The 21,956-nt window shown below is 64.1% G+C and carries 19 protein-coding genes and 1 pseudogene; 12 read left to right on the forward strand and 8 right to left on the reverse strand.

Features of this window, described 5'->3' with window-relative positions:
- The first annotated feature begins 17 nt into the window (after positions 1-17).
- On the forward strand, positions 18-1,247 hold the full coding sequence (gene mhpT / locus OCX61_RS11705; RefSeq protein WP_261943947.1) for a 3-(3-hydroxy-phenyl)propionate transporter MhpT: 1,230 nt from the start codon (positions 18-20) through the stop codon (positions 1,245-1,247).
- 95 nt (positions 1,248-1,342) lie between these two features.
- Positions 1,343-2,305, forward strand: coding sequence for a helix-turn-helix domain-containing protein (locus OCX61_RS11710; RefSeq protein ID WP_261943948.1), 963 nt, complete (start codon positions 1,343-1,345; stop codon positions 2,303-2,305).
- Here the strand turns inward: OCX61_RS11710 and OCX61_RS11715 are convergent.
- Genes OCX61_RS11715 through OCX61_RS11725 form a run of 3 tightly spaced genes read right to left on the reverse strand, consistent with a single transcriptional unit; the run spans position 2,281 to position 5,194 of the window.
- The gene (locus OCX61_RS11715) at positions 2,281-3,576 is read right to left on the reverse strand and encodes an NAD(P)/FAD-dependent oxidoreductase (RefSeq protein WP_261943949.1); all 1,296 of its coding nucleotides are present in this window, start codon (positions 3,574-3,576) and stop codon (positions 2,281-2,283) included. The genes OCX61_RS11710 and OCX61_RS11715 overlap by 25 nt on opposite strands.
- A gap of 22 nt (positions 3,577-3,598) precedes the next feature.
- Positions 3,599-4,021 carry a Rid family hydrolase gene (locus OCX61_RS11720; RefSeq protein WP_261943950.1) on the reverse strand — a complete coding sequence of 141 codons (423 nt, stop codon included), beginning with the start codon at positions 4,019-4,021 and terminating at the stop codon, positions 3,599-3,601.
- 33 nt (positions 4,022-4,054) lie between these two features.
- Positions 4,055-5,194 carry an ornithine cyclodeaminase family protein gene (locus OCX61_RS11725; protein WP_261943951.1) on the reverse strand — a complete coding sequence of 380 codons (1,140 nt, stop codon included), beginning with the start codon at positions 5,192-5,194 and terminating at the stop codon, positions 4,055-4,057.
- 293 nt (positions 5,195-5,487) lie between these two features.
- On the opposite strand from OCX61_RS11725, the gene OCX61_RS11730 reads away from it, so the two are divergent.
- Both OCX61_RS11730 and OCX61_RS11735 read left to right on the forward strand, forming a co-directional pair.
- Complete coding sequence (locus OCX61_RS11730) at positions 5,488-6,699, forward strand: MFS transporter (protein ID WP_261943952.1); 1,212 nt, start codon at positions 5,488-5,490, stop codon at positions 6,697-6,699.
- 83 nt (positions 6,700-6,782) lie between these two features.
- On the forward strand, positions 6,783-7,724 hold the full coding sequence (locus OCX61_RS11735) for a ketopantoate reductase family protein (RefSeq protein WP_261943953.1): 942 nt from the start codon (positions 6,783-6,785) through the stop codon (positions 7,722-7,724).
- Here the strand turns inward: OCX61_RS11735 and OCX61_RS11740 are convergent.
- Positions 7,710-8,336: an NIPSNAP family protein gene (locus OCX61_RS11740; protein WP_261943954.1), complete on the reverse strand. Its 627-nt coding sequence runs from the start codon at positions 8,334-8,336 to the stop codon at positions 7,710-7,712. The genes OCX61_RS11735 and OCX61_RS11740 overlap by 15 nt on opposite strands.
- 264 nt (positions 8,337-8,600) lie before the next feature.
- Between OCX61_RS11740 and feaR the strand changes: the two genes are divergently transcribed.
- Positions 8,601-9,500, forward strand: a complete 900-nt coding sequence (gene feaR / locus OCX61_RS11745; RefSeq protein WP_313712979.1) for a transcriptional regulator FeaR — start codon at positions 8,601-8,603, stop codon at positions 9,498-9,500.
- Positions 9,501-9,516: 16 nt separating this feature from the next.
- On the opposite strand, the gene OCX61_RS11750 is transcribed toward feaR, so the two are convergent.
- The 3 genes and pseudogenes from OCX61_RS11750 to OCX61_RS11760 all read right to left on the reverse strand — a co-directional run.
- Entirely contained in the window at positions 9,517-10,374 is an 858-nt protein-coding gene (locus tag OCX61_RS11750; RefSeq protein WP_261943955.1) for an SDR family oxidoreductase, read from the reverse strand.
- Between the two features lie 141 nt (positions 10,375-10,515).
- Positions 10,516-11,055, reverse strand: coding sequence for a type 1 glutamine amidotransferase domain-containing protein (locus OCX61_RS11755; RefSeq protein WP_261943956.1), 540 nt, complete (start codon positions 11,053-11,055; stop codon positions 10,516-10,518).
- Between the two features lie 303 nt (positions 11,056-11,358).
- Positions 11,359-11,643: pseudogene (locus tag OCX61_RS11760) on the reverse strand (SDR family oxidoreductase); the annotation flags it as partial.
- A 765-nt stretch (positions 11,644-12,408) separates the two neighbouring features.
- Between OCX61_RS11760 and OCX61_RS11765 the strand changes: the two are divergent.
- The 4 genes from OCX61_RS11765 to OCX61_RS11780 are packed head-to-tail and all read left to right on the forward strand — an operon-like array spanning position 12,409 to position 16,418.
- Positions 12,409-12,912: a sugar dehydrogenase complex small subunit gene (locus tag OCX61_RS11765; RefSeq protein ID WP_410011106.1), complete on the forward strand. Its 504-nt coding sequence runs from the start codon at positions 12,409-12,411 to the stop codon at positions 12,910-12,912.
- Complete coding sequence (locus OCX61_RS11770; protein ID WP_261943958.1) at positions 12,905-14,530, forward strand: GMC family oxidoreductase; 1,626 nt, start codon at positions 12,905-12,907, stop codon at positions 14,528-14,530. The genes OCX61_RS11765 and OCX61_RS11770 overlap by 8 nt, the downstream gene beginning before the upstream one ends.
- Before the next feature lie 10 nt (positions 14,531-14,540).
- Complete coding sequence (locus tag OCX61_RS11775; protein WP_261943959.1) at positions 14,541-15,872, forward strand: cytochrome c; 1,332 nt, start codon at positions 14,541-14,543, stop codon at positions 15,870-15,872.
- Between the two features lie 60 nt (positions 15,873-15,932).
- Positions 15,933-16,418, forward strand: a complete 486-nt coding sequence (locus OCX61_RS11780; RefSeq protein ID WP_261943960.1) for a GlcG/HbpS family heme-binding protein — start codon at positions 15,933-15,935, stop codon at positions 16,416-16,418.
- A gap of 203 nt (positions 16,419-16,621) precedes the next feature.
- Here OCX61_RS11780 and OCX61_RS11785 read toward each other — a convergent pair whose 3' ends face one another.
- Positions 16,622-17,536, reverse strand: coding sequence for a LysR family transcriptional regulator (locus tag OCX61_RS11785; protein WP_261943961.1), 915 nt, complete (start codon positions 17,534-17,536; stop codon positions 16,622-16,624).
- 206 nt (positions 17,537-17,742) lie between these two features.
- Between OCX61_RS11785 and OCX61_RS11790 the strand changes: the two genes are divergently transcribed.
- The 3 genes from OCX61_RS11790 (at position 17,743) to OCX61_RS11800 (ending at position 21,886) form a co-directional block, all read left to right on the forward strand.
- A complete protein-coding gene (locus OCX61_RS11790) occupies positions 17,743-18,765 on the forward strand; it encodes a zinc-dependent alcohol dehydrogenase family protein (protein WP_261943962.1) in 1,023 nt (340 codons plus the stop codon).
- Positions 18,766-19,226: 461 nt separating this feature from the next.
- Complete coding sequence (locus OCX61_RS11795) at positions 19,227-20,573, forward strand: hypothetical protein (protein WP_261943963.1); 1,347 nt, start codon at positions 19,227-19,229, stop codon at positions 20,571-20,573.
- A complete protein-coding gene (locus OCX61_RS11800) occupies positions 20,573-21,886 on the forward strand; it encodes an aminotransferase class I/II-fold pyridoxal phosphate-dependent enzyme (RefSeq protein WP_261943964.1) in 1,314 nt (437 codons plus the stop codon). Before OCX61_RS11795 ends, OCX61_RS11800 begins: the two co-directional genes overlap by 1 nt.
- The last annotated feature ends 70 nt before the right edge of the window (positions 21,887-21,956 follow it).

Here is a 21,956-nt window from a genome sequence, read left to right on the forward strand (position 1 = left end):
AACAAGAGGGGCCAGACATGCGTCATACATCCGCAACTTCCAACAAGGCGGTGATCACGATCGGCTTGTGTTTTCTTGTCGCACTGCTTGAAGGGCTGGACCTGCAGGCGACCGGCATTGCCGCGCCGCACATGGCCAAGGAGTTTGCCCTGACCCCGAGCATGCTGGGTTGGGTGTTCAGTGCCGGGTTGCTGGGCTTGTTGCCCGGGGCGTTCGTCGGCGGCTGGCTGGCCGACCGGCTCGGCCGCAAGGCGATCCTGATCGTGGCGGTGCTGCTGTTCGGCGGCTTCTCGCTCGGCACCGCCCATGCCGAAAGCTACACCTCGCTGCTGATCGCGCGGCTGATGACCGGCCTTGGACTGGGCGCGGCGTTGCCGATACTGATCGCCCTGGCCAGCGAGGCGGCGCCCGCGCACCTGCGCAGCACGGCGGTGAGCCTGACCTACTGCGGCGTGCCGCTGGGTGGTGCGCTGGCTTCGGTGATTGGCATGAGTGCAGTGGGCGAGGGCTGGCGTGCGGTGTTCTACGTCGGTGGCATCGCGCCGATTGCGATTGCCCTGGTGCTGATGCTCTGGTTGAAAGAGTCCCAGGCGTTCCGCGCCCAGGGCAGCAAGCAGGCCGGCGCCGACAGCATGCTCAGCCAGCTGTTCGGTCCGGGGCAGGTGAGCCGTACGCTGCTGCTGTGGGTGGCGTGCTTCTTTACCCTGACGGTGCTGTACATGCTGCTCAACTGGCTGCCTTCGCTGCTGATCGGTCAAGGTTTCAGCCGGCCCCAGGCCGGTGCGGTGCAGATTCTGTTCAACCTTGGCGGGGCGGTGGGCTCGTTCCTCACCGGGCGCATGATGGACCGCGGCCATGCCGGGCGGGCGGTGCTGATCGCCTATGCCGGGATGCTGGCGTCGTTGGCGGGGCTAGGTTTGTCGAGCAGCTTTGGCCTGATGCTACTGGCTGGGTTCACTGCCGGTTACTGCGCCATCGGCGGGCAACTGGTGCTGTATGCATTGGCGCCCACCTTGTATTCGACCCAGGTGCGCGCCACGGGTGTGGGGGCTTCGGTGGCCATTGGGCGTTTGGGTTCGATGGCCGGGCCGCTGGCGGCCGGGCAGATCCTGGCCGCGGGGGCGGGGGTCGGCGGCCTGCTGCTGGCAGCATCGCCTGGCCTGGTGGTCGCTGCAGTAGCGGCGCACGCCTTGCTTGGGCAGCGTAGAAAGCGAGCTGGCGAGGCTACCTCGGAGGGTATCGCGTAGTCCTTGTCACCGACATCGCCTGGGTACTCTGGTTAACCCAGTGGCCCAGTCCTTGCTTCCATTTGCAAATTGCAACAGGAAGTAACACGCACGCCATGCATGCCCAACGCCACCGCTTCAATGACGTCAACACCCATGCCAGCGCCATCCTGGGCTGGCAGCAAACCTACGACCAGATCAGCGCCGGCAGTGCCCACACCGAACTGACGCATCTGACCGCACAGCGCTTCCAGATTTTTCGTGAATGCCTGGACAAGCGTGTGGTCCAGCACGGGGTGGCGCCGGCGCGGCGGTTTTGCCTGGCGATACCCGCTGGCAGTGCGCGTGCCGGGGTGTTCCAGGGCAGCAGTGTGGGCAGCGCGGATGTCACGCTTCTTCACAGTGGTCAGGAGTTTTTCGTCCATGCGCCTGAAGGCATGGACCTGTTGGCGGTCAGTGTCGATGCCGGTCGTCTGGAGCAATTGGCCGAGCGTGAGTTCAGCGCCCAGGAACTGCGTGCTTTGAACCGGGCCACGCGGCTGAACGTCAGCCCGGCTTTTCTGGGGGCGATACGCCTGCAACTGCAGGGGCTGATCGATGCGGCGCTGCAGGGCGAGGCACTGGTGGAAGCGCAGCTCGAAGACTTGCTGCTGGAATGCATGCTGGTGCTGCTGGACCACATCAGCCAAGGCGGCGCGGGGCGTGCGGGCAATGTTGCGGTCAGCGCCTACCTGGTCCGGCAGGCGCACCAGTTGGCCCTGGATTGCCCGGACGAGCCGTTATCGGTTTTGCAGATCTGTGAGCGGCTGGATGTCAGCCGCAGCACCTTGCAGCGCAGTTTTCTCGGGGTCACCGGCCTGAGCCCGGTCGAGTACTTGCGCGCGGTACGCCTTAATGCCGTGCGCCAACGGCTGCAGTGCACCGCAGCCGAGCAGTTCACCGTCGCCCGGGTGGCCAGCGATCTGGGCTTCACCCACCTCGGGCATTTCTCCGGCGCCTACCGCGCGCTGTTCGGTGAACTGCCTTCGCACACCGCTCGCCAGGACAGCGTCGTTCAGGCAAAGCGTTCCAGGCGGTAAGGCGCGGGGTCGACCAGCGGGGTACTGCCATCGACCAAGTCTGCCGCCAGTTGCCCGGCCGCGGGCGAAGTACCGAAGCCGTGGCCGGAAAAGCCGGTCGCCAGCACCATCCCCGGCAGTTGTCGAACGTGCCCGATCACCGGCAGCGAGTCGGGCGTCACATCGATGGTGCCGGCCCACGCCTGCTCGATACGCGCCTCTTTGAACACCGGCCAGGCGGCCCTGAGGTTATTCAGCGCCTCCTGGTTCAAGGCCGGGTTGGCGGCAGGGTCCTGGGTGCGGATGCGCTCGAACGGGGAGACTGACGTGGGCGACCAGCGCCGTGCCAGCGCCAGGTCCTTGAAGAAGGGCTTGCCGAACGATACCCGCAGCAAGCCCCGCTGCGCGCGGAACTGCGGCAGGTAGCGCCGCCCCAGCAAGGCATGATCGAGGGTCAGGTGCGCATCGAGGGCACCCCGTTGGGTGATGATGAAACCGCCGTCGATATGCTTGCGGAACGAGAAGTCCGGGCCGCCCACGGCGATGTCGGTCGGGCCTTCCATGGCCGCCGTGCGCAGCACCGAGCAATTCAGTGGCAAGGTCGGCAGGGCGACGCCGTGGTTGCCCAGCAGGCGCCGCGACCACAAGCCGCCGGCCAGCAGCACCTGCTCGCAGCGGATTTCGCCGTGTTCGGTCACCACGCCGTCAATGCGCCCGGCGGCGGTGGTCACGCTGCGCACGGCGCAGTGCTCGACAATCACCGCACCACGGGCCATGGCGGCGCTGGCGATGGCGCTGCTGGCCAGGGTCGGCTCGGCACGGCCATCGGTTTCGGTGAAGATGCCGCCGGCCCAGGTTGCTTGACCACCTGGCACACGCTGGGCGATTTCGGCATTGCTCAGCAGCTGCGAACCGACCGGCAAGCCTTGCACCGACTTCAGCCAGGCCTCGTGCATTGCCATTTGCTCGGGTTCCCGGGCGGCGAACAGAATGCCCGCCTGCCGGTAGCCGACTTCGCGCCCCACCCGGGCGGGCATTTGCGCCCATAGCCGGTCTGCGGCCAAGGCCAGGGGCAGGTCCTCGCGGTGGCGGCTGGTCTTGCGCACCCAGCCGAGGTTGCGCGAAGACTGCTCGCCGGCGATGCGGCCTTTCTCCAGCACCACCACCGGGATGTTGCGTTCGGCGAGGGTCAGTGCAGCAGTCAGGCCGACGATGCCGCCGCCGATGATGACCACGGTGGTGGTACTGGGGGGTGTGGTTGCGCAGTGCACCGGCGCGATGACAGGGGACATGGGCGGTTCTCCTCGGGACGGGCTAGCGCGAAAGGTCGATCAGCTGGGTGGTGGCGCGCGATGCTCCGCGGTAGGCGGTGACCTCCAGCTCCACCCGGTAGACCGTCGCCCCCAGGGGCGGGCAGGTGACCGTGCTGGCCGGGTCGATGCCGCGAAACACTTCGCCGACGATGGTCATCACGCTGGCGACATCCTCTGGGTTCTGGATGAACACCCGTGAGCAGACCACGTCGGCCAGGGTCGCATCCACGGCGTGCAGCGCCGCTTCGATGTTGGCGAACACCTGGCGGGTCTGTGCCTCGAGGTCCTCGGGGATTTCGCCAGTTGCCGGATTACGCCCGGCGGTGTTGGAAACGAAGATCCAGTCGTCCACCGCCACCAGGCGCGAATAGCTGCCCAGGGTCTCGTATTTCGATCCGGTCTTGAGTTTGGTGATCTGCAGCATGGCAGTGTCCTTGCGATTGAAAAGGTGGATGAATCAGCTCAGCGCCGGGCTTTCCCACAGGTTCAGGCGTACCCCGACGCCGCGCTCCAGTGCCTGGCGGTACACCACCGTGCCCCAGGCCACGTCCTCGACCGGCATGCCGCCCACCGACATGATGATGATCTCCGCGTCGTTGAGCCGGCCGGGCGCGACGCCTGCGACGATCTTGCCGATGTCTTCCAGCTGTTCGGCCGGCAGCGTGCCTTCGGCGATCATGTCCATGAAGCGCACGCCCACCAGTGGCACATGGTTGTGCGCGGGCTTGGGCAGCTCCTCGAACCAGGCCTCGTACAGGCCGGTGTTATCGACCACCTTGCGCACGTCGGCTTGTTCCATGCCGGCGTCGATGCTGCAGCCGGCCGGCATGGCGAGAAATGCGCCGGGCTTGACCCATTCGCGCTTGACCAGCGGGTAGCTGGACGGGTCACCGGTTTCGCCGGAGGTGCAGTAGGTCACCAGGTCCGAGCCACGCACCACCGCCTCGATGCTGTCCACCACGTCGATGGTGGTGATTTGCGGGTAGGTGTCGCGCACCCAGCTAATGAAGTCGTCCAGGCTTTTCTGGCCGCGGCCTTTGAGCTTGAGGGTGTCGATTTGCGGGCACACGGCCATGAAGGCGGCCACGGTGGTCTTGCCCATCACGCCCGGGCCGAGCAGGCCGATCACCCGTGAGTCGCGGCGGGCCAGGTGGCGAGCGCCGACACCGGGGATGGCGCCGGTGCGGTAGGCCGACAGCAGGTTGGCCGACATGTGCGCCAAGGGGGCGCCGGTGTCGGGGTCATTGAGGGTGAACATCAGGATCGAACGCGGCAGGCCCTTGTCGCGGTTGGCGATGTTGGAGCCGTACCACTTGACCCCGGCGGTGCAGAAGTCGCCGCCCAGGTAGGCCGGCATCGCCATCATGCGCCGGTCGGCGGTGGGTTTGGGCATGTTGGGGAAGGGCGAATCCTTGGGGAAGGTGATCATCGCGCCGTGGGAGTCGCTGTTCGGCCCGGCCATGCGGTAGTCGCCGTGGTGCAGCAGGGCGAACATCTGCTCCATGGTGTTCACGCAGGCCAGCATGTCGGTGACACCGGCGCGGATCATGTCCTGCTCGGACAGGTAGAGAAAGTCGATTCTTGTCGTTGTAGTCATGGCTCATCTCGGGGCGGAGGAAGAGGGCCGACAGCGAAGACTGCTGCCGACGGTGCCGATGTTAGGAACCCGCCAGGGCGCCCGGCTATCCCGAATTGGTCAGGAATGACGGGGTGTTTGCAGGCATGTCGATCTGTGCTGTCTAGCGTGGGGCTTTACGCGTTTTCGGCGGGTTTCGGGCCGCAGCCGTGTTGGCAGCCATGACCAAAAGCTCGGCAATGCGGTACATGCCGCACGCCTTCGGGCGTTGCACACTGAGGCGGTGACAAGGCCCCTCAATTCAGGATCAGTCCATGAAAACAACAACATCCAATCCGATTGACAAGACGTCCGTGTACATCTGCGCAGGCCTGGTTTCCGCTGGCGGGGCGCTGCTGCTCAATGTATTGCCGGTGCTGTTCGGTGCCCTGGCCGAGCAGTTCGGTTATGGCGAACAGCAACTGGGCAGTCTGGCCATGGCCATGAACCTCGGTTTCGGCGTGCTTGGCCTGGCCTCGCTGCTGTGGATCCAGCGCCTGAGTTGGCGGGTGATTTCCACCCTGGCCTCGCTGCTGGTGGCGGTGGCACTGGCCGGCATGCTGGGTAGCCCCACGTACGAGACGCTGATGCTGCTCATGGCCCTGGCAGGTGCCGGCACCGGTGCGCTGTATGCCCTGGCGATGACCATTTTTGGCGACAGCGCGCAACCTGAGCGGGCATTTGGTTTCAAGCTGGGCATGGAGACCGTGCCCGGCGCCTTGCTGCTGATCGTGCTGCCGGTTGCGGTGGCGCCACAGTGGGGCTTCCAGGGCATGCTGGTGACCCTGGTCATCAGCATGCTGCTGATGGGCGTAGCCCCTCTGCCGTGGGTGCCGAGCCGCAGCGCGCGGCAGCTGCAAGCGCGCGCCGGCGAGGCGCCGGTGGTGTGCCGCGAGAGCCGCACCATTGCCTGGCTGAGCCTGCTCGCCAGCCTGGTGTTCCTGACCGGAATCATGTCGGTGTGGGCGTTCCTCGAGCTGATGGGCAAGAAGAGCGGGCTGTCTTCGGACACCATCGGCTCGGTGCTGGCGCTGGGCTTCATCATCAATGCCGGCGGCGGCTTCATCGCCTCGTCGGTCGGCCTGAAAGCCGGGCGCTTCCTGCCGGTGGCGGTGATCATCGCGGCCGAGGTAGCCGGCCTGGTGCTGTTGGCCCAGTTCGACTCGCTGACCACCTACGTGGCTGGGGTGATGTGCTTCCTGTTCTCGATCAGCTTCGTGCTGGCCTACACCTTCGGCGTGATGGCCGAGTTCGACCTGTCGGGCCGCTTGGTGGCCTTGGGGGCGTTGTGCCTGTCGGTCGGCGCGGCGGTGGGGCCGGCGGTCGGTGGCCTGCTGATCGAAGCCTACGGCTACACGGCGGTGCTGCTGTTCTCCGGTGCCTGCTCGATCAGCGTGCTGGCGATCTACGGTGCTGCCGTGCTGCGTTCGCAGCAGGCGGGTAAACGCCAGCCGCTTGGTGATGCGGTCACCTTGCCAAAGCTGTGAGGGATGCAGCCAGGGTAAACGAGGCTCGCCGGGGATGACCCGGCGAGCTTTTTCATTTCGCGCAAGCAAGGACGAAACCAGACATGAAGATTGCTGTGATCGGGGCCGGGGCAATGGGCAGCCTGTTTGCCGCCAGGTTGATCGATGCCGGTGCCGAGGTGACCCTGGTGGATGTCGATGAGCGTTTGCTCGACGCCTTGCGCAGCCATGGCCTGCGCCTGGAGGACGAACAGGGCGCCCGCGTGTACTGGCCTCAGGTGGCGCGTGCCGAGCAGTTGCAAGGCGAGGTCGATGCCATGCTGATGTTGACCAAGAGTTACCACACCCGCCAGGCCATGCAGGCAAGTCGGCATCTGCTCGGCCGACAGACTCTGGTACTGACGTTGCAGAACGGCCTGGACAGCGTGCCGGTGCTGCGCGAGTACGTGGCTGACCGTTGCCTGGCGATCGGCATGACCCTGTACCCGGCCGATGTGCTGGCGCCGGGCAGCGTACGCAGCTGCGGCGCTGGCGAAGTGCGCTTGCGCGGGCTGTTGCCTGAGCCGCAACAGGCCGGGCCGTTGCAGGCATTGATCGACTGCTTGCGCCGCGGCGGCATGCACTGCATCGAAGACCCGGATATCGAGGTGAGCATCTGGGAGAAAGTCGCCTTCAACACGGCCCTGAACTCGCTGTGCGCCCTGGCGCGGGAGAGCGTGGGCGAGCTTGGCCGCTGCGACCGTGGACGCGAAATGGCCCTGGCCTTGGTCGCCGAGGCCGCCATGATTGCCGCGTCGCTGGGCGTGGCGCTGGACCCGCAGCGAGTCACGCAGACGGTGCAGCAGGCATTCGTCGTGCACGCCGGGCACAAGCCTTCCATGCTCCAGGACCTTGAGCATGGCAGGCGCATGGAGATCGACGCGCTGTCCGGCGCGTTGCTCGCCCATGCCCGGCGCCAAGGCGTGCGCGCCCCGGCCATGGCCGCTGTCGACAGGCTACTGCGCCGGGCGCAGCGGCGCGGCGCGATGGCCTCAGTGCAGCGGTGAAAAGGCCGCGGGCAGATAGACCACCGAATTCATCTTCTGCAGTTGCGGGGCAGAATTCTCCGGCGGCCATACCCCGTCGCCGACGGCGCGGCTGCGCACATCCAGGCGCTGCTCCAGGCTGGCGTAGGGCCAGATGTGCAGGTAGCGCGGCACCCGGCCATTGGTGGCGTAGAACGCCGCATACACCGGCGAATACTGCGCGCCGGTGCGCGGCCCGACCGCCTTGCGCCAGCCGGCCAGGGTCGGTGCCAGGCCGGAGCTGACCAGGTCGTATTCGCGCAGCTCGTAGAACGGCCCATGCTTGCCGGGCGCCAGTGGTTCGAGGAAAGGGAACAGGCGGTAGTCGTCCATGTGCTGCTCGAGCACGAACTCACCGATACCGAAGGCGTCGCTGGCCACTAACACACGCTCGCGTTCGGCCGCCTGGACCTCGATGCTGGCAAAGCGTCGCAGCACGGCGATGGTGTTCTGCGGACCGATTTCGCAAACCCAGCAGCCGATCAGCTCGACGCCTTCGACGGCGGCCTGCAAGGCCAGCTGCAGGCGTGGCAGGGCCTGGCCTGGGGTGCGCACGCGCAAGGTGAAGCGCAGCAGTTCGTAGTGGTGGGACATCAAGCGTAACTCCTGGATGAAAGGCCCGGACTTTCGTACGGCATCGCCGGGCAAACCGGTAGGGCACGCTAAAGGGAGGCGGGCAGGGCGCTCAATGACAGGCGGGAGCAATGTTGTTGCGATGTCCGCAACGACCTTCCTGTCGCAGACCGGCGTGGGCAATGTGGCGCGGTATGTGCTTACGCTTTGGGCACAGCTTTTTTGTTACCCAAAATCACGTGAATATTGCACTAATATGGCGCGTGCTTTCGATAGAGGTGGTTGATGAACGGTCAAGCGATGTCTGTCTGGAACGCCAGTGTCCACGCTATTTGCGGGCGCTTCGAAACCCGCTACGACCACTGTCAGAGCCTTTTCATCGGCGATTTGCGCCCGTCGCTACTGGGTACGACGCGGGTCGCCCATATCCGCAGCAATGCCCATGCGATCGCTCGCTCAGGACGCGACATTGGGCGTGACGGCGATTCACATTGTTTCCTTGTGTTACAACAGACCGGGGAAATGTCCATCGAACTGGGCGACCGGGTGATGGACCTGCGCGAAGGTGACATGGCCCTGCTGGACTCGGCGCAGGCCATGAAGATGATCCCCCGCGGGCTGTTCTCCCACGTGTCCATCCACCTACCCCGTGAGCGTTTGAAGAATCTGGATGCCAGCCGTTTCGGCAAGCTGTCCACCGCCGGCGCATGCGGGCAGTTGCTGGCGACGATGGTGCGCCAGGTGGCCGAAGGCGAACTCGAACAGTGGGCCTGCGCACAAGACGGTGACGGGCTGCAGGCCGCGCTGGTCGGGCTGCTCGGCTCGGTGCTGGAATATCGCGCGCGTGACAGTTCGCCCGGCCTGCACCTGCACGAAGTGCAGTCGCTGATCCAGCAGCGCCTGGACTCGCCGCGCCTGACGCCCGTCGCCCTGGCCGAGGAACTGGGTATTTCCAGCCGCCAGCTGTATCGCCTGTTCGAAGCCAGCGGCGACAGTGTCTGTCGTTACATCCTGCGCGAACGGTTGCACAAGGCCGCCCAGGACTTGCGCAACCCCGCCTATGGGCATCGCTCGATCACCGACATCGGTACCCGCTGGGGCTTCGCCGATTCCGCGCATTTCTCCAAGACCTTCAAGAAGCAGTTGGGCATGACGCCGAGCGGTTATCGCAGCCAAGGCCAGTAGGCCAAGACCCGCTTGCTCAAAGGATCGGTTTACCGCCGGTTACCGCGTAACGTGAGCCACTGATGTAGCTGGCCTCATCGGAACCCAGCAGCACATAGATCGGCGCGACCTCGACCGGCTGCCCTGGCCGCCCCATGGGGTAACCGGAACCGAAGTTCTTCACGGCCTCATCGGGCATGGTAGCCGGAATCAAGGGTGTCCAGATGGGGCCTGGCGCCACACTGTTGACCCGAATCCCCTTTTTGCCCAGCAACTGGGCCAAGCCAGCGGTGAAGTTGGCAATCGCGCCCTTGGTTGCGGCATAGGCCAGCAGGCTGGGGGACGGGTCGTCGGAATTGACCGAGCTGGTGTTGATGATCGAGCTGCCCTTTGCCATGGAGGGCAGTGCCGCCTTGCAGAGCCGGAAGATGGCGGTGATGTTGATGTCGAACGTCTTCACCCATTCATCATCGTCGATCTCCTCGAGGGTCTCATGGGTCATCTGGAACGCTGCATTGTTCACCAGGATGTCGATACGACCGAACCGCTCCACGGTCTTTGCAACGATGTCATGGCAGTGTTGCTTGTTCGCAAGGTCCCCTGGCAACAGCAGGCATTGCCGGCCAGCGGCTTCTACCCAACGTGCGGTCTCTTGCGCATCTTCATGTTCATTGAGATAGGCGATGGCAACGTCCGCACCCTCACGGGCATAGGCAATCGCTACAGCCCGCCCAATTCCGCTGTCGGCGCCGGTGATCAGGGCAATCTTGCCGTGCAGTCGGTTGTGGCCGGTATACGACTGCTCCCCACAGTCTGGAATCGGCTCCATCCTGCGTTGGGAGCCTGGCACGTCCTGTGGCTGTGACGGGAAGGGGGGAGTAGGGAAATCTCGCATCAGGGAAGCTCCTGCAGTTGAGTACGCTCATACCATTCGAAACGCCTGAGGTCTGGACGTTGGTTTCGATGCGCAGTTGCAGCGACGAGCGGTGCGGCCCCGGCTCGGTGCATGCGCACGACAGGGGCCGTGGAGAGACGATCAGCCAGCCAGTGCCCTGATCAACTGCTCGTTGAAGGCCGGGATATCTTCAGGTTTGCGGCTGCTGATCAGGTTGCCGTCGACGACGACTTCTTCATCCACCCAGTTGCCGCCAGCATTACGAATATCGTCCTGCAAGGTCTTGTAGCTGGTCATCCGCTTGCCCTTGACGAGGCCTGTGGACACCAGCAGCCAGGCGCCGTGGCAGATCACCGCCAGCGGCTTGTTGGCCGAATGGTGACTTTTCACCAGTTTCTGAGCGCCGGGTATCAGCCGAATGTTGTCGGAATTCTGTACGCCGCCAGGCAGCACGATGGCGTCGTAAAGATCGAGGTGGGCACTGTCGAAGGTGGCATCCACGGCAAATTCGTCGGCGGGTTTGTCGTGATGCCAGCCGCGCACCCTTCCTTCCTTGTCCGCCAGGATGTCGACCACCGCACCGATTTTTTGCAACGCGTCACGGGGCCCCGTCAGCTCCACTTGTTCAAAACCATCGGTGACCAGGAAGGCCACACGCTTGCCGTTAAGTTGTGCACTCATTGTTGAATCTCCGTTTGCGATAGACCTGAAAGGGCAGGCCCTGATCCGGGCGTGAAGTTCAAACTCGATGCTTCAGCGGCGCCTGCGCTGTGCATGGGTGATGAGCAGCCCGGCGAGCAAGCCCATGACTGCGGCACTCAATAACAGCGGTACGGTGTCTTTACGGGTAATGCCGACACCCTCCATGCCCAGCTGTCCGCCCGGTGAGGTGGGCGGGTGTTCGGAGAACGTCGGCGCACTGGCAGCGTTGCGGGTTGCGCCACCGTTGTGTGTGTGACGGGCGACCTCGATATCTTCGGTCGGGGCACTGACTTCTATCCGGGCAAGCTTCAGTGCTGTGCCGTCCACCAACGTCAGCGTCAGGTTTTTGATATCCCCCGCTGCGCGATCAGGAAAAACCGGTTCGCCTGCCGCATCGAGGTTGTCGTAGATGAAGCGCGTGCCCTCCAGCCAGCCCACAGCGGTGAGCAACTCGGGGCCGAGGTAGTATTTGCCATCGAGAAAGAAGCCTGGAAATTGATGTGCGCGTTCGACGTTTTCTACCGAGTAACGCTCACCCGCCTTCATGCCGGTTGTTGGATCAATCATGGCCACCGCCTCCCTATGTTGTTAAAGCGATGGAGACTGGGCGGAGCAGAACTGTTCCGAAGGACTGACCAGTGGGCTTCGATTCAGCCGTCGGTGGTGGCGATGGGTAACTGCCATCGACCGGCCTTTTTCATGCGAATCGCGTTACCGACTGTATGGCGAGAGCGCTTCAGCCTGCCGGTCGAAGAGAAAGTGTGCGTTTATCGAACGCGCCTTAGGCGAGCAACTGTGCATTTCAAGAATGCTCCAACGACAGCAACAAACTGAGGAAAAGCGCAGGCGACCCTGAGTCGTTCGCCTTGAGCGCGACCCTTCACGAGCCTATCGCTACAAGCTCGCCACGGGTCGCGAATTGCAAGCGGCGCCCTGGTCTCCACCCGCATCTGGAGCCCGTAATTGCTGGGCTTCAGACGCCTGGCCAGGCTGTGCCTAGGCACGCTTGCGCCACGAATCAGTGTCATCAAGCTGGGTGAGATCACGCCCAGCCGGCGTGCCATGAACGTTTTTGCCTTGATCCTCAACGTACTGCGCGCTAGCGGTTTTTCCTGCATCAATCCACTCGCCTTTGGTCGCAAGTCAATGTGTTGAACCGCTCTAGAAAGGGCATTTCAGCGATCATAAAAGTTAACTACACATTTAGTAACATGTGCTAGGGTGGCGCCGCCTTGCAGGGGGGCGTGTGCCCATCCCGCTTGGGCAGCTTCCCATTCATTGGTACTTCCCATGCTTAGTAGACGAGAATTTTTTGTCTCCAGCGGCGCTGGCATGATGCTGCTGACCCTGGGCGCACCCAAACTTCTGCCCAAGGCCATGGCGGCCAGCGGCGCACTCGAAGTCCCTGTTGCCCCGCTCCCGTTCATCTCTCTGGCTGACCAGCTCTCCGGCCAGATCGGTGTCGATCGCGAACTGGTCAACCTGGTGCACCAGAAACTTCAGCCGACACTCCCACAACTCCCCCAGCTGGTCGAGCAGTTGCTGGCAACGCTACCCGAACTGTCCGTCTTGAAGTCCCCGGCCGAGCGCCTGCAGTTGCTGGCCAGCAAAGACCCGGACCTCAAAAGCCTGTTCCTTCGCCTGAACACCGCGCTGTATCTGGGCACCGTCGAAGACGGCGAAGGGGTACGTGAGTGCGTCGCTTTCGAAAGCGTCGTGGCCTACCAGGCCGTGTCCGATTTCGTCGAGCCCCCAAGCTACTGCACCGGAAGCCCGAATTTCTGGGTAAATCCCCCTGCCTACGCCCTGCAGAAAGATACCGAACGCCATGCCTGATTCGAATTCCACCCCAATGTCGGCCGACGTGGTCATCATCGGCGCCGGTGCCGCGGGCGGCGCCGCTGCCGTCAAGCTGCTGCGCAAAGGCCTGTCGGTGCTGATGCTCGAGGCCGGCGCACCGCTGGACCAGGCTATGCTGGTGTCCAACTACCGCAATGGCGCGTACAAGAACAACCACATGGCGCCCTACCCAGCGATGCCATGGGCGCCCCAGCCGAACTTCGTTCCCCACGACAACGGTTACCTGATCCAGAAGGGCCCGGCCCCGTACACCGCGCAGTACATTCGCGGCGTGGGCGGTACCACCTGGCACTGGGCGGGCCAGGCCTGGCGCCTTATCCCCAACGATTTCCGCATGCAGTCGCTGTACGGGCAGTCGGTCGACTGGCCGATCAGCTACGACGATCTCGAACCCTACTACTGCGAAGCGGAGATCGAGATGGGCGTCTCCGGCGGCGGTGCACTGGCGGGTGACTACGGCTCGCCACGCTCGATGCCGTACCCCATGGACGTCCTGCCGCTGCCCTACGGGTTCGAGCGCCTGCGCCAGCGCTACGAGGCGGTCGGCCTGGAGCTGCTGCCAGGCCCGCAAGCGCGCAACAGCACCGCTTACGACGATCGCCCGGCCTGCTGTGGCAACAACAACTGCATGCCCATCTGCCCGATCGGCGCCCAGTACAACGGCAGCATGTCGGTGCGCCGTGCCCAAGGGCTGGGGCTGAACCTGATCAGCAATGCCGTGGTGTTCAAGCTCGAGACCGGGGAAGGCAACCGTATCGTCGCTGCCCACTTCATCGACCACAACAAGAAGGTCCATCGGGTCACCGGCAAGCACTTCCTGCTCACCGCCAATGCCATGGAAAGCGTCAAGATCCTGCTGATGTCCAAGGATGAGCGCAATCCCAACGGCGTGGCCAACGCCACCGACCAGGTCGGCCGCCGCCTGATGGACCACCCTGCCAGCGCCGTGGAGTACCTGGCAGACGAGCCGCTGTACGTCGGCCGCGGCCCGATGTGCCCGGGCAGCATCAACAACACCCGCGACGGTGCCTTCCGCAGCGAGCGCTCGGCCTTGCGCATCGATGTGCACAACGACAACCCGACCCGTTACCTGACCGAGAAGTACGTTGCTCAGGGTTATTACGGCAAGGAGCTGAACGAGAAGATCAAGCGCGATGGCGAACGCTTCGTGCTGCTCAAGTCGATGTTCGAAATGCTGCCGGACCCGGAAAACCGCATCGTCCTGAGCGACCAGAAGGACGCCTGGGGCATCCCCAGGATGGAAATCCACTACCGCTTCCCCGAGTACGTGCACCGTGGCTACGACGCCTGCCGCGAGCACTTCGCTGACTGCGTGACGGCCTCCGGCGGCAGCGAGGCGAAGTTCTCCGAGCGCGGGCAGTACACCAACAGCCAGCACATCACCGGCACCTTGAGCATGGGCAACGACCCGCACACCTCGGTGTGCAACAAGCTGGCCCAGGCCCACGACCACGAAAACCTGTACTTCGGCGGCACTGGCGTGATGCCGACCGCAGCGCTGGTCAACTCGACGCTGACCGGGGTGGCGCTGTCGCTGCTGGCCGCCGACAGCATCATCAAGGCTTCGGTGTGAGGTGCTACGCATGTTGATGAAAACAGGATCGACAAAAGCGCGCGCCCGCTTGCGGGCGCTGGCCTGGAGCGGTATTGCCGTAGCGGTCGCGGCGGGTATCGGTGCCGGCAGCGTGATCTGGAAACAAGCGCAGATCGACATGCCGGTGGCCAAGCCTGGGCAGGATGGCGCGGCATGGATCGAACGCGGCCGCGCCGTGGCCCTGGCCTCTGACTGCGTGGCCTGCCACACCGCCGACGCCAGCAAACCCTATGCGGGCGGCATGGCGTTCGACACACCGTTCGGCAGGCTGTACTCGACCAACATCACCCAGGACCCGGTCAACGGGATTGGCGCCTTTACCGACGCCGAGATCGTCGGCTCGGTACGCAATGGCATCTCCCGGCACGGCAGACGCCTGTACCCGGCCATGCCATACACCTCGTACACCGGGATGTCCGACGACGACGCACTGGCACTGGTCGCCTACCTGCGCACGATCAAGCCGATCGACAGCAAGCCGCCAGAAAACACCATGGGTTTCCCGTTCAACCAGCGCTGGGCCATGGCCTTCTGGAACGTCATGAACTTCCGCTCCGGGCGCCAGTTGCCGGTAGCTGGCAAGAGCGATGAATGGAACCGCGGCGCCTACCTGGTACAGAGCCTGGAACACTGCGGCGAATGCCACAGCCCGCGCAACTTCATCCAGGGTCTGAGCCATCCGGACTTGGGCGGTGGCAATCTTGGGGTCTGGAAGGCCTACGACATCACCGGTGGCCAGAGTGGTATCGGCTCCTGGAGCGATCAGGAGCTGTTCACCTACCTCAAGACCGGTGCCGTGCATGGCAAGGCCAACGCCGCAGGCCCCATGGCCGAGGCGGTAGAGAACAGCCTGAACCACCTGCCCGATGCTGACCTGCACGCCATGGTCGCCTATCTGCGCGATTTGCCGGTAAGCGGAACACCGAACAGTGCACCCGCCCGTACCGGTCAGGGCCAGGCCTACACCGGTACCACTGCGCTGCGCGCCAGCCATCCGCAATACGACCCGAACAGCGACGCGCTGGGTGCCGAAGTGATGTTCAACGCCAACTGCGCCACCTGCCATGCGGTCACCGGCAAGGGCGTGGGCGAATACCCGCGGCTGTTCGGCAATAGCGTGCTGGGCGCAGGCGACCCGACCAATGTGGTGTCGGTGCTGCTGCGCGGCGTGCACCGCAAGGTCGATGGCCAGGAGGTGTTCATGCCTGGCTTCGCCAACCTGAGTGATGCCCAAGTGGCGACCTTGGGTACCTTCCTGTTCAAGCAGTTCGGCAACTCCCAAGTTCAGGTCACCGCAGCAGAGGTAGCCAAACTGCGCTGACACCCTTTACTCGCGCGCCCGGCTTGCCGGGCGCTTTCGCTAAATCGTCAGGAGAACCTCATGTCCGTACGATTCCTGCTGTCCGCCGCGTTCGCCCTGGGCCTCGCCGGCACCGCCGCAGCCGCCGATTCGGTAGCACTGCCTTCGATCAAGCAACTGGACCTGGCCGCTGCCGAGCGTATCGCCCAGGCCGCCGACCAGTACGCCAAGCAACAGGGTTGGGTGGGCTCGATCGCCGTGGTCGACAACGCCGGCTACCCCATCGTGGTCCGCCGCATGGATGGCGCCACCGCCATCAGCGCGGACCTTGCGATGCGCAAGGCCAAGGCATCGGCTCTGTTCGGCGCCCCCAGCGTGAATTTTGAGAACCGTGTGAATGATGGCCACCCGGCGTTGCTGGCACTGGACGTCACCACATTGGCCGGTGGCCAGCCGATCCTGGTAGAGGGCAAGGTGATTGGTGCGGTGGGCGTGAGCACCGCGGTGGGCGCACACGATGATCCGATTGCGGTGGCCGCTGCCCACGCGGTGGACGGCGCACGCTAAGGTTGTAGTGCGCGCAGTGACTGCCAAGCGCTTGCTTGGGACGAGTGATTGACGTGTAGCGGTTTGCTGAAAGATAGCGGTCAGGCCTGACTGCTATCGACCGCGAGGAGCTACTGATCCAAGCGCCAGTGTATGCCGCTGGTAGGGCGCGGAGGATCCGAAAAGCCAGGCATCCTGATTTATCAGAATCCCGTGGAACCCACTCACAGGCTATCCGGGTCCCCGAAGAACATCTGTATCCGCGACCTCAGCCAGCGTTCCGCTGGGTCGTTGTCCTGCGCCCCGCGCCAGGCCATGTGCAGCTCGAACGTGCGCACTTCGATCGGCAGGTCTTCAGCGCGCAGCCCGCCGGCTGCGGTCAAGGCATCGGCTGTGTAGTCCGGCACCGTGGCGACGATATCGGTCCCCGCCAGCAAACTCCCCAAACCATTGAACTGCGGCACCGCCAGCACCACATGGCGCTTGCGGCCGATTTCTTCCAGGGCTTCGTCGATGAAGCCCGACAAGTCACCGGCAAACGACACCAGCGCGTGCGGCCGTGCGCAGAAGTCGTCGAGGCTGATGCTGCCCGGCACACTGTCGGCGCGCAGCAGCTTGGGCTTGCTGCGGCGCAGCACCTTGCGCTTGGCGTTGGCCGGTAATTCACTGGTGTAGCTGACCCCCACGGAAATCTCGCCCGAGGCCAGCAGGGTCGGCATCAGCAGGTAGTTGACCCGACGCACCACCAGGACGATGCCGGGGGCTTCGGCGCGAATGCGCTTGAGCAGCTGTGGCAGCAGGGCGAACTCGGCGTCGTCCGACAGGCCGATGCGGAACACTGCATTGCTGGTGGCCGGGTCGAACTCGGCCGCACGACTGACGGCGGTGGAGATCGAATCCAGCGCCGGCGACAGCAGGGCGAAGATTTCATGAGCCCTGGCCGACGGCTCCATGCTGCGCCCGGTGCGCACGAACAGCGGGTCGTCGAACAGGTTGCGCAGGCGCGACAGGGCCGCGCTGATTGCCGGCTGGCCGAGGAACAGCTTCTCGGCGGCACGGGTCACGCTACGCTCATGCATGAGGGTTTCGAACACGATCAGCAGGTTGAGGTCTACGCGACGCAGGTCGTTTCGATTCATCGGTGCGCTTCGCCTAAAGTGGGGCAGGGGTGAATCTTAAGGCCAAAGGCTGTTACCCTGCACCGTTTTCCGGGGGCCAATGCACAGGAAAGTCAGGTGCCCAATCGATGACAGGCATGTCGACTATTAATAGCCACTGATGGTCTAACGGCAAAAGCCCGGATAAAGTCCGTGGTAATACGAGATTCACACAGGCGAGGTATGCGATGTCCCGCATGATCCGTTTCCACAAGTTCGGCGCTGCCGATGTGCTCCGTTGCGAGGAGCAGGCCGAACCGTCACCTGCCGTCGGCGAGGTGCAGATCCGCGTCGAGGCGATCGGCGTGAGCTGGTATGACGTGCTCTGGCGGCAGAACCTGGCGCCATCCCAAGCCCGTCTGCCCGCAGGGATCGGCCATGAGATGGCCGGTGTGGTGACGGCGGTCGGCGAAGGCGTCGATGACATCGCGGTGGGCGACCGGGTCGCCAGCTTCCCGGCCACCAGTGCCAACGATCACCCAGTGTATGGCGATGTCATCGTCCTGCCGCGCAGCGCCATCACCCGTTATCCGGATGTGCTCACGCCGATCGAGGCCAGCGTGCATTACACGCCGCTGCTGATCGCCTACTTCGCCTACGTCGACCTGGCACGGGCCAAGGCCGGGCAGACCGCGCTGGTCACCGATGCCAGCCATTGTGCCGGGCCTGCCTTCGTGCAGCTGGGCAAGGCTCTCGGCCTGAAGGTATTTGCCGTCACCAAGGAACCCGAGCAGCGTGAATACCTGCTGGGCCTGGGCGCCGACAAGGTGATCGTCAGCGAAGAGCAGGACTTGCTCATGCAGGTTGGCAAGTACACCGATGGGCGCGGCGTCGACATGGTCCTCGATGGCATGGGCGGCCCGCAGATGTCGCTGCTCGGCGATGTGCTGGCACCGCGTGGCAGCCTGGTGCTGTACGGCCTGCAGGGCGGCAACCAGACGCCATTCCCGGCCTGCGCGGCGTTCCAGAAGAACATCCAGTTCTACGTGCACTGTATCGGCAACTTCACCGGCAAGCCGGAACTGGGCATCAGCCAGGACCAGGTGGCCCTGCAGCGGGCCTTGCGCGATATCAACCAGTTCACCGCCGATCAATTGCTGACGCCACAGATCATCAAGGTGTACCCGTTCGCCGAAGTGGTCGAGGCCCATCGCTACATGGACGAATGCCCCTGTGGTGGGCGTGTAGTGCTCGATATGGCGCCGCGCTGACGGCATGTTTGGCAACGAAAAACCGGGCTGATGCCCGGTTTTTGCATTTTTGCCTGACTATATTTGAACAGGGTGAAGTTGCTGGTTTTGTAAGTTGATGTTGCTGGTTAATCATTGCCAGCTTCCTGGTGGGCTTTTCTGCTCTGCGCATTGTGCGTTTGCTGATTTCTGAATGGTATTTTCATCAGGATCTGTATCTTTTAATCCATATTCAACGCTCGATAATGGCGCATTGATAGTTGGTGCAAGGAGCGTGCAGTGGAGAAGAGCAGGCACGGCGGTGCGCGGTTCAAGGCGGTAGCGGGTCCTTGGGCGGGCTCGTATTTTTCAATGGTGTGGCGACAGCGTTTAGCAACTTCAAAATTTCCTAATTAATTGTAGGAAGTTTCTTCAAGTTAGTTCCGCTGCCTTGGTGTTCAGGTGGCGTGCTTTTGTGCTGAATGAAGTTGTGAGGTAACGCCGTGAGTATTGTTCACGACCAGGCTATGCACTTTATCTATCAGCAAGTGCTGGAGCGCCTGTTGAATCATATGTCCAAAGAACAACGCGCTTCGCTGCAGTTGTTGATCCAGCGCTTGCTGGTGGCCGCGGGTGGGCCGGAATACATCGGTACGTTCAGGTTGCTGGTGGTTCAGGGGGCAGACCGCCGCAGCGCCCGGCTGTTGGCCATATTGCGTGCCGCCCAGCTGAGCATTGCCTTGCGAGCACCGGTGACCTTCAAGTTGCGGGTCCTGGTGACCTGTTTGCCGGCCACCAGCAGCGCGTTGCTCGAGCAGCATGAGCGCAGTTTCAACGCCTTGTTCATGCATGATGATCCAAGGGTACAACTGCTTATGGTCGAGGGAGCGGCCGTTGTGCCTTTCTGTCACCAGGCTGGCGCCACGGCCGGGCATCTACCCTTGTCACGCGAAGCCTTGCTGTTGTTCGGCCACCTCGTAGATGCACGCCCGGAAGCGCTGCTGGGCAGTCGCACACATCTGGAACTGGCCGATGGTGTTCGCCTGGCACTGGCCGAATACCCGGGCGCCGATGCGCTGATAACCGCCATGCCTGCCAGCCAGCGGCGCCGCTTTGCGGCCTGGGCCCGGCGGAGCCTGCGCCATGCAGGTGTCGCCAGCCCCGACGCGCTGCATCAGTGCGTAGCCAGCCTGGCCACGTGGCTGGCCCGGTTGCATGCCGTCGCAGCTTCACCGGGCAGGGTGATTGACGCGCCGGGCATCGCCCAGGAAAGGGCATTGCCGCTGCGGGTCATCGTGATCGACGATCTGCTCGCCCAGTTGCTCACTGCCAGCGAACTGGACCGGGTGATGGGCTGGGGTATCGAGCTTGGGCACGAAGGCGCGCCGCTGGCAGCATTTGTCGACCCTCTGGCGCTGGCGCAGCTGTACGAGATAGGCGGGCGCTGCAAGGCGCTTGCTGCGTCCAGGCAAGTGCTACGCCTGGTCAGGCCTCAAGCGCCTCAGCAGGCGCGCTTTGCCAAGGCTTACGGGCTGGAGCAGACCCAGCTTGCCTGTCTGTTGTATCGGCCGTTTGCCAACCAGGGGGCGGGGCTGGAGCGGTTTCTGCAGTGCCGTCACGCCGACATGCTGGTCGCCTTGCCTTACCTGCACCGGGCCTTGCAGGGCAGATCCTGCCCTGATGCCGTCAAGGACTGGATCGTGAACACCAGCGGCCTGCCACTGGCGCAATTGCGCATGGTCTACAAAGGGCGGCTGGGGGCGGGGGGACGGCAACTGCTGGCCAACCTGGCGCGGCGGGATGTGCAGTTGCGGTTTGTGGGCGGCGCGACGCGCAAGGCTTCATCCTGATGGGGCGCGAGTTCGCCTATCAGGCGGTGTACCGCTACCTGGTCGCCTTGATCGAAGAGGCAGAGCGGGGCGGGCAGCCACGCTTGCCTTCACTGCGGGCGTTGTCAAGGCGCCTGCGCGTCTCGCTGGCCACGGTGCAGGCTGCCTACAGCCTGCTCGAGCACGAAGGGCGTGTGCAGTCGGTGCCAAGGTCTGGCTACTTCGCCCAGGTGGGCGTGCAGGCCGGCCGGGCCGATGCAGCCCAGGCGCTACCGGCGCAGCCACTGCTGGAGCGCGCGCTGTTCGCCCATGAGCGGCGCCTGGGGCGGCTGCGTGCGCGGCCCACACACGTGCTGGGCGGGCCACGCCTGCGAGATGCCCTGGCCGAGCGCTATACCCAGTCTTCCCGTCAGTACTGGCGGCCTGAGGATGTGCACCTGGGCCCTGATGTGCAGGCGTTGCTGGAAACGCTGCTGCAGGCATTGGCGCTGCGCGGCAGTACCGTACTGGTCGCCTCCCCATGCTGTTGGCGCATATTGCGGGCCTTGCAACGTTGCGACGTGCGGGTCCTGGAGGTACCGCTGGTTGCCGGCGGCAGCCCTGATATCGGTAGCCTGTCCAGGCTGCTGGGCGGTGAACCGGTGCGCATGGTGATCGTGCCTTCGTGCCTGGGTACCCCTGTGGGGCGCCTGGTGCCCGAGCGCGATCAGCAGCAGATTGCCGACCTGCTGGCCGTGCACCCGGTCTGGTTGCTGGAAAACGATCTGGACAGCGAACTGTGCTTCTCCGGGCCACCGAGCTCACGCTTGCGTGACTGGGTGGACCCGCGCTGGTTGCTGGTGCTGGGTTCGCTGGAGGCGACAGTGGGCGGCGAGGCGCCCTATGCCTACCTGCTGGGGCGCCATATGGCCTTGGCAGAAGCGTTCGCCCAGCGCGCTTTCCAGCTCGCCCCGATGCGCCAACAGGCGCTGGCGCAGATGATCACTTCCGGGGAAATCGACGAGCACCTGGGCCGGATGCGGGTGGCACTGCGTGGGCGCATGGAGCAGTTGTGCCAGCACCTGCGCAGGGTGTTGGGCGAGCAGGTGGACTTTGACATGCCTGAAGGTGGGTACGCCTTGTGGGTGCGCCTGTCACCGACCATGGTAAGCGCTCAAGCCGTGGCGGCGACAATGGACTCGGCATTGCAGGTGCTGGAAGGGGAGCAGTTCAGTCTGCACGGGCTTCACCGGCAGTTCCTGGCGCTGAGCTGGTTGGGTGAGCAGCCTGAGGCGCTGAGCGAGGCGCTGGAGAACCTGGCGCGGGCCCTGGCGTTTGACGCCATTCGTCGGTAGGGCGGCGCAACGGGCCTGGGGGCTTGCCTGTGTGCCTGATCTGTATGTATAAACAGTGCTCACTTTTGCT

This window comes from Pseudomonas sp. LRP2-20 (assembly GCF_024349685.1).
Classification (GTDB): Bacteria; Pseudomonadota; Gammaproteobacteria; order Pseudomonadales; family Pseudomonadaceae; genus Aquipseudomonas.

What these genes read in the sequence shown, in the direction of transcription:
- OCX61_RS11725 (WP_261943951.1), bottom strand. Translation starts at nt 5,194, where the DNA reads ATGACTACAACGACAAGAATCGACTTTCTCTACCTGTCCGAGCAGGAC.
- OCX61_RS11750 (WP_261943955.1), bottom strand. Translation starts at nt 10,374, where the DNA reads ATGCGAGATTTCCCTACTCCCCCCTTCCCGTCACAGCCACAGGACGTG.
- OCX61_RS11790 (WP_261943962.1), top strand. Translation starts at nt 17,743, where the DNA reads ATGTCCCGCATGATCCGTTTCCACAAGTTCGGCGCTGCCGATGTGCTC.
- OCX61_RS11740 (WP_261943954.1), bottom strand. Translation starts at nt 8,336, where the DNA reads ATGTCCCACCACTACGAACTGCTGCGCTTCACCTTGCGCGTGCGCACC.
- OCX61_RS11715 (WP_261943949.1), bottom strand. Translation starts at nt 3,576, where the DNA reads ATGTCCCCTGTCATCGCGCCGGTGCACTGCGCAACCACACCCCCCAGT.
- OCX61_RS11710 (WP_261943948.1), top strand. Translation starts at nt 1,343, where the DNA reads ATGCATGCCCAACGCCACCGCTTCAATGACGTCAACACCCATGCCAGC.
- OCX61_RS11775 (WP_261943959.1), top strand. Translation starts at nt 14,541, where the DNA reads ATGTTGATGAAAACAGGATCGACAAAAGCGCGCGCCCGCTTGCGGGCG.
- OCX61_RS11770 (WP_261943958.1), top strand. Translation starts at nt 12,905, where the DNA reads ATGCCTGATTCGAATTCCACCCCAATGTCGGCCGACGTGGTCATCATC.
- OCX61_RS11785 (WP_261943961.1), bottom strand. Translation starts at nt 17,536, where the DNA reads ATGAATCGAAACGACCTGCGTCGCGTAGACCTCAACCTGCTGATCGTG.
- OCX61_RS11735 (WP_261943953.1), top strand. Translation starts at nt 6,783, where the DNA reads ATGAAGATTGCTGTGATCGGGGCCGGGGCAATGGGCAGCCTGTTTGCC.
- OCX61_RS11720 (WP_261943950.1), bottom strand. Translation starts at nt 4,021, where the DNA reads ATGCTGCAGATCACCAAACTCAAGACCGGATCGAAATACGAGACCCTG.
- OCX61_RS11755 (WP_261943956.1), bottom strand. Translation starts at nt 11,055, where the DNA reads ATGAGTGCACAACTTAACGGCAAGCGTGTGGCCTTCCTGGTCACCGAT.
- OCX61_RS11780 (WP_261943960.1), top strand. Translation starts at nt 15,933, where the DNA reads ATGTCCGTACGATTCCTGCTGTCCGCCGCGTTCGCCCTGGGCCTCGCC.
- OCX61_RS11765 (WP_410011106.1), top strand. Translation starts at nt 12,409, where the DNA reads ATGATGCTGCTGACCCTGGGCGCACCCAAACTTCTGCCCAAGGCCATG.
- OCX61_RS11800 (WP_261943964.1), top strand. Translation starts at nt 20,573, where the DNA reads ATGGGGCGCGAGTTCGCCTATCAGGCGGTGTACCGCTACCTGGTCGCC.
- mhpT (WP_261943947.1), top strand. Translation starts at nt 18, where the DNA reads ATGCGTCATACATCCGCAACTTCCAACAAGGCGGTGATCACGATCGGC.
- feaR (WP_313712979.1), top strand. Translation starts at nt 8,601, where the DNA reads ATGAACGGTCAAGCGATGTCTGTCTGGAACGCCAGTGTCCACGCTATT.
- OCX61_RS11730 (WP_261943952.1), top strand. Translation starts at nt 5,488, where the DNA reads ATGAAAACAACAACATCCAATCCGATTGACAAGACGTCCGTGTACATC.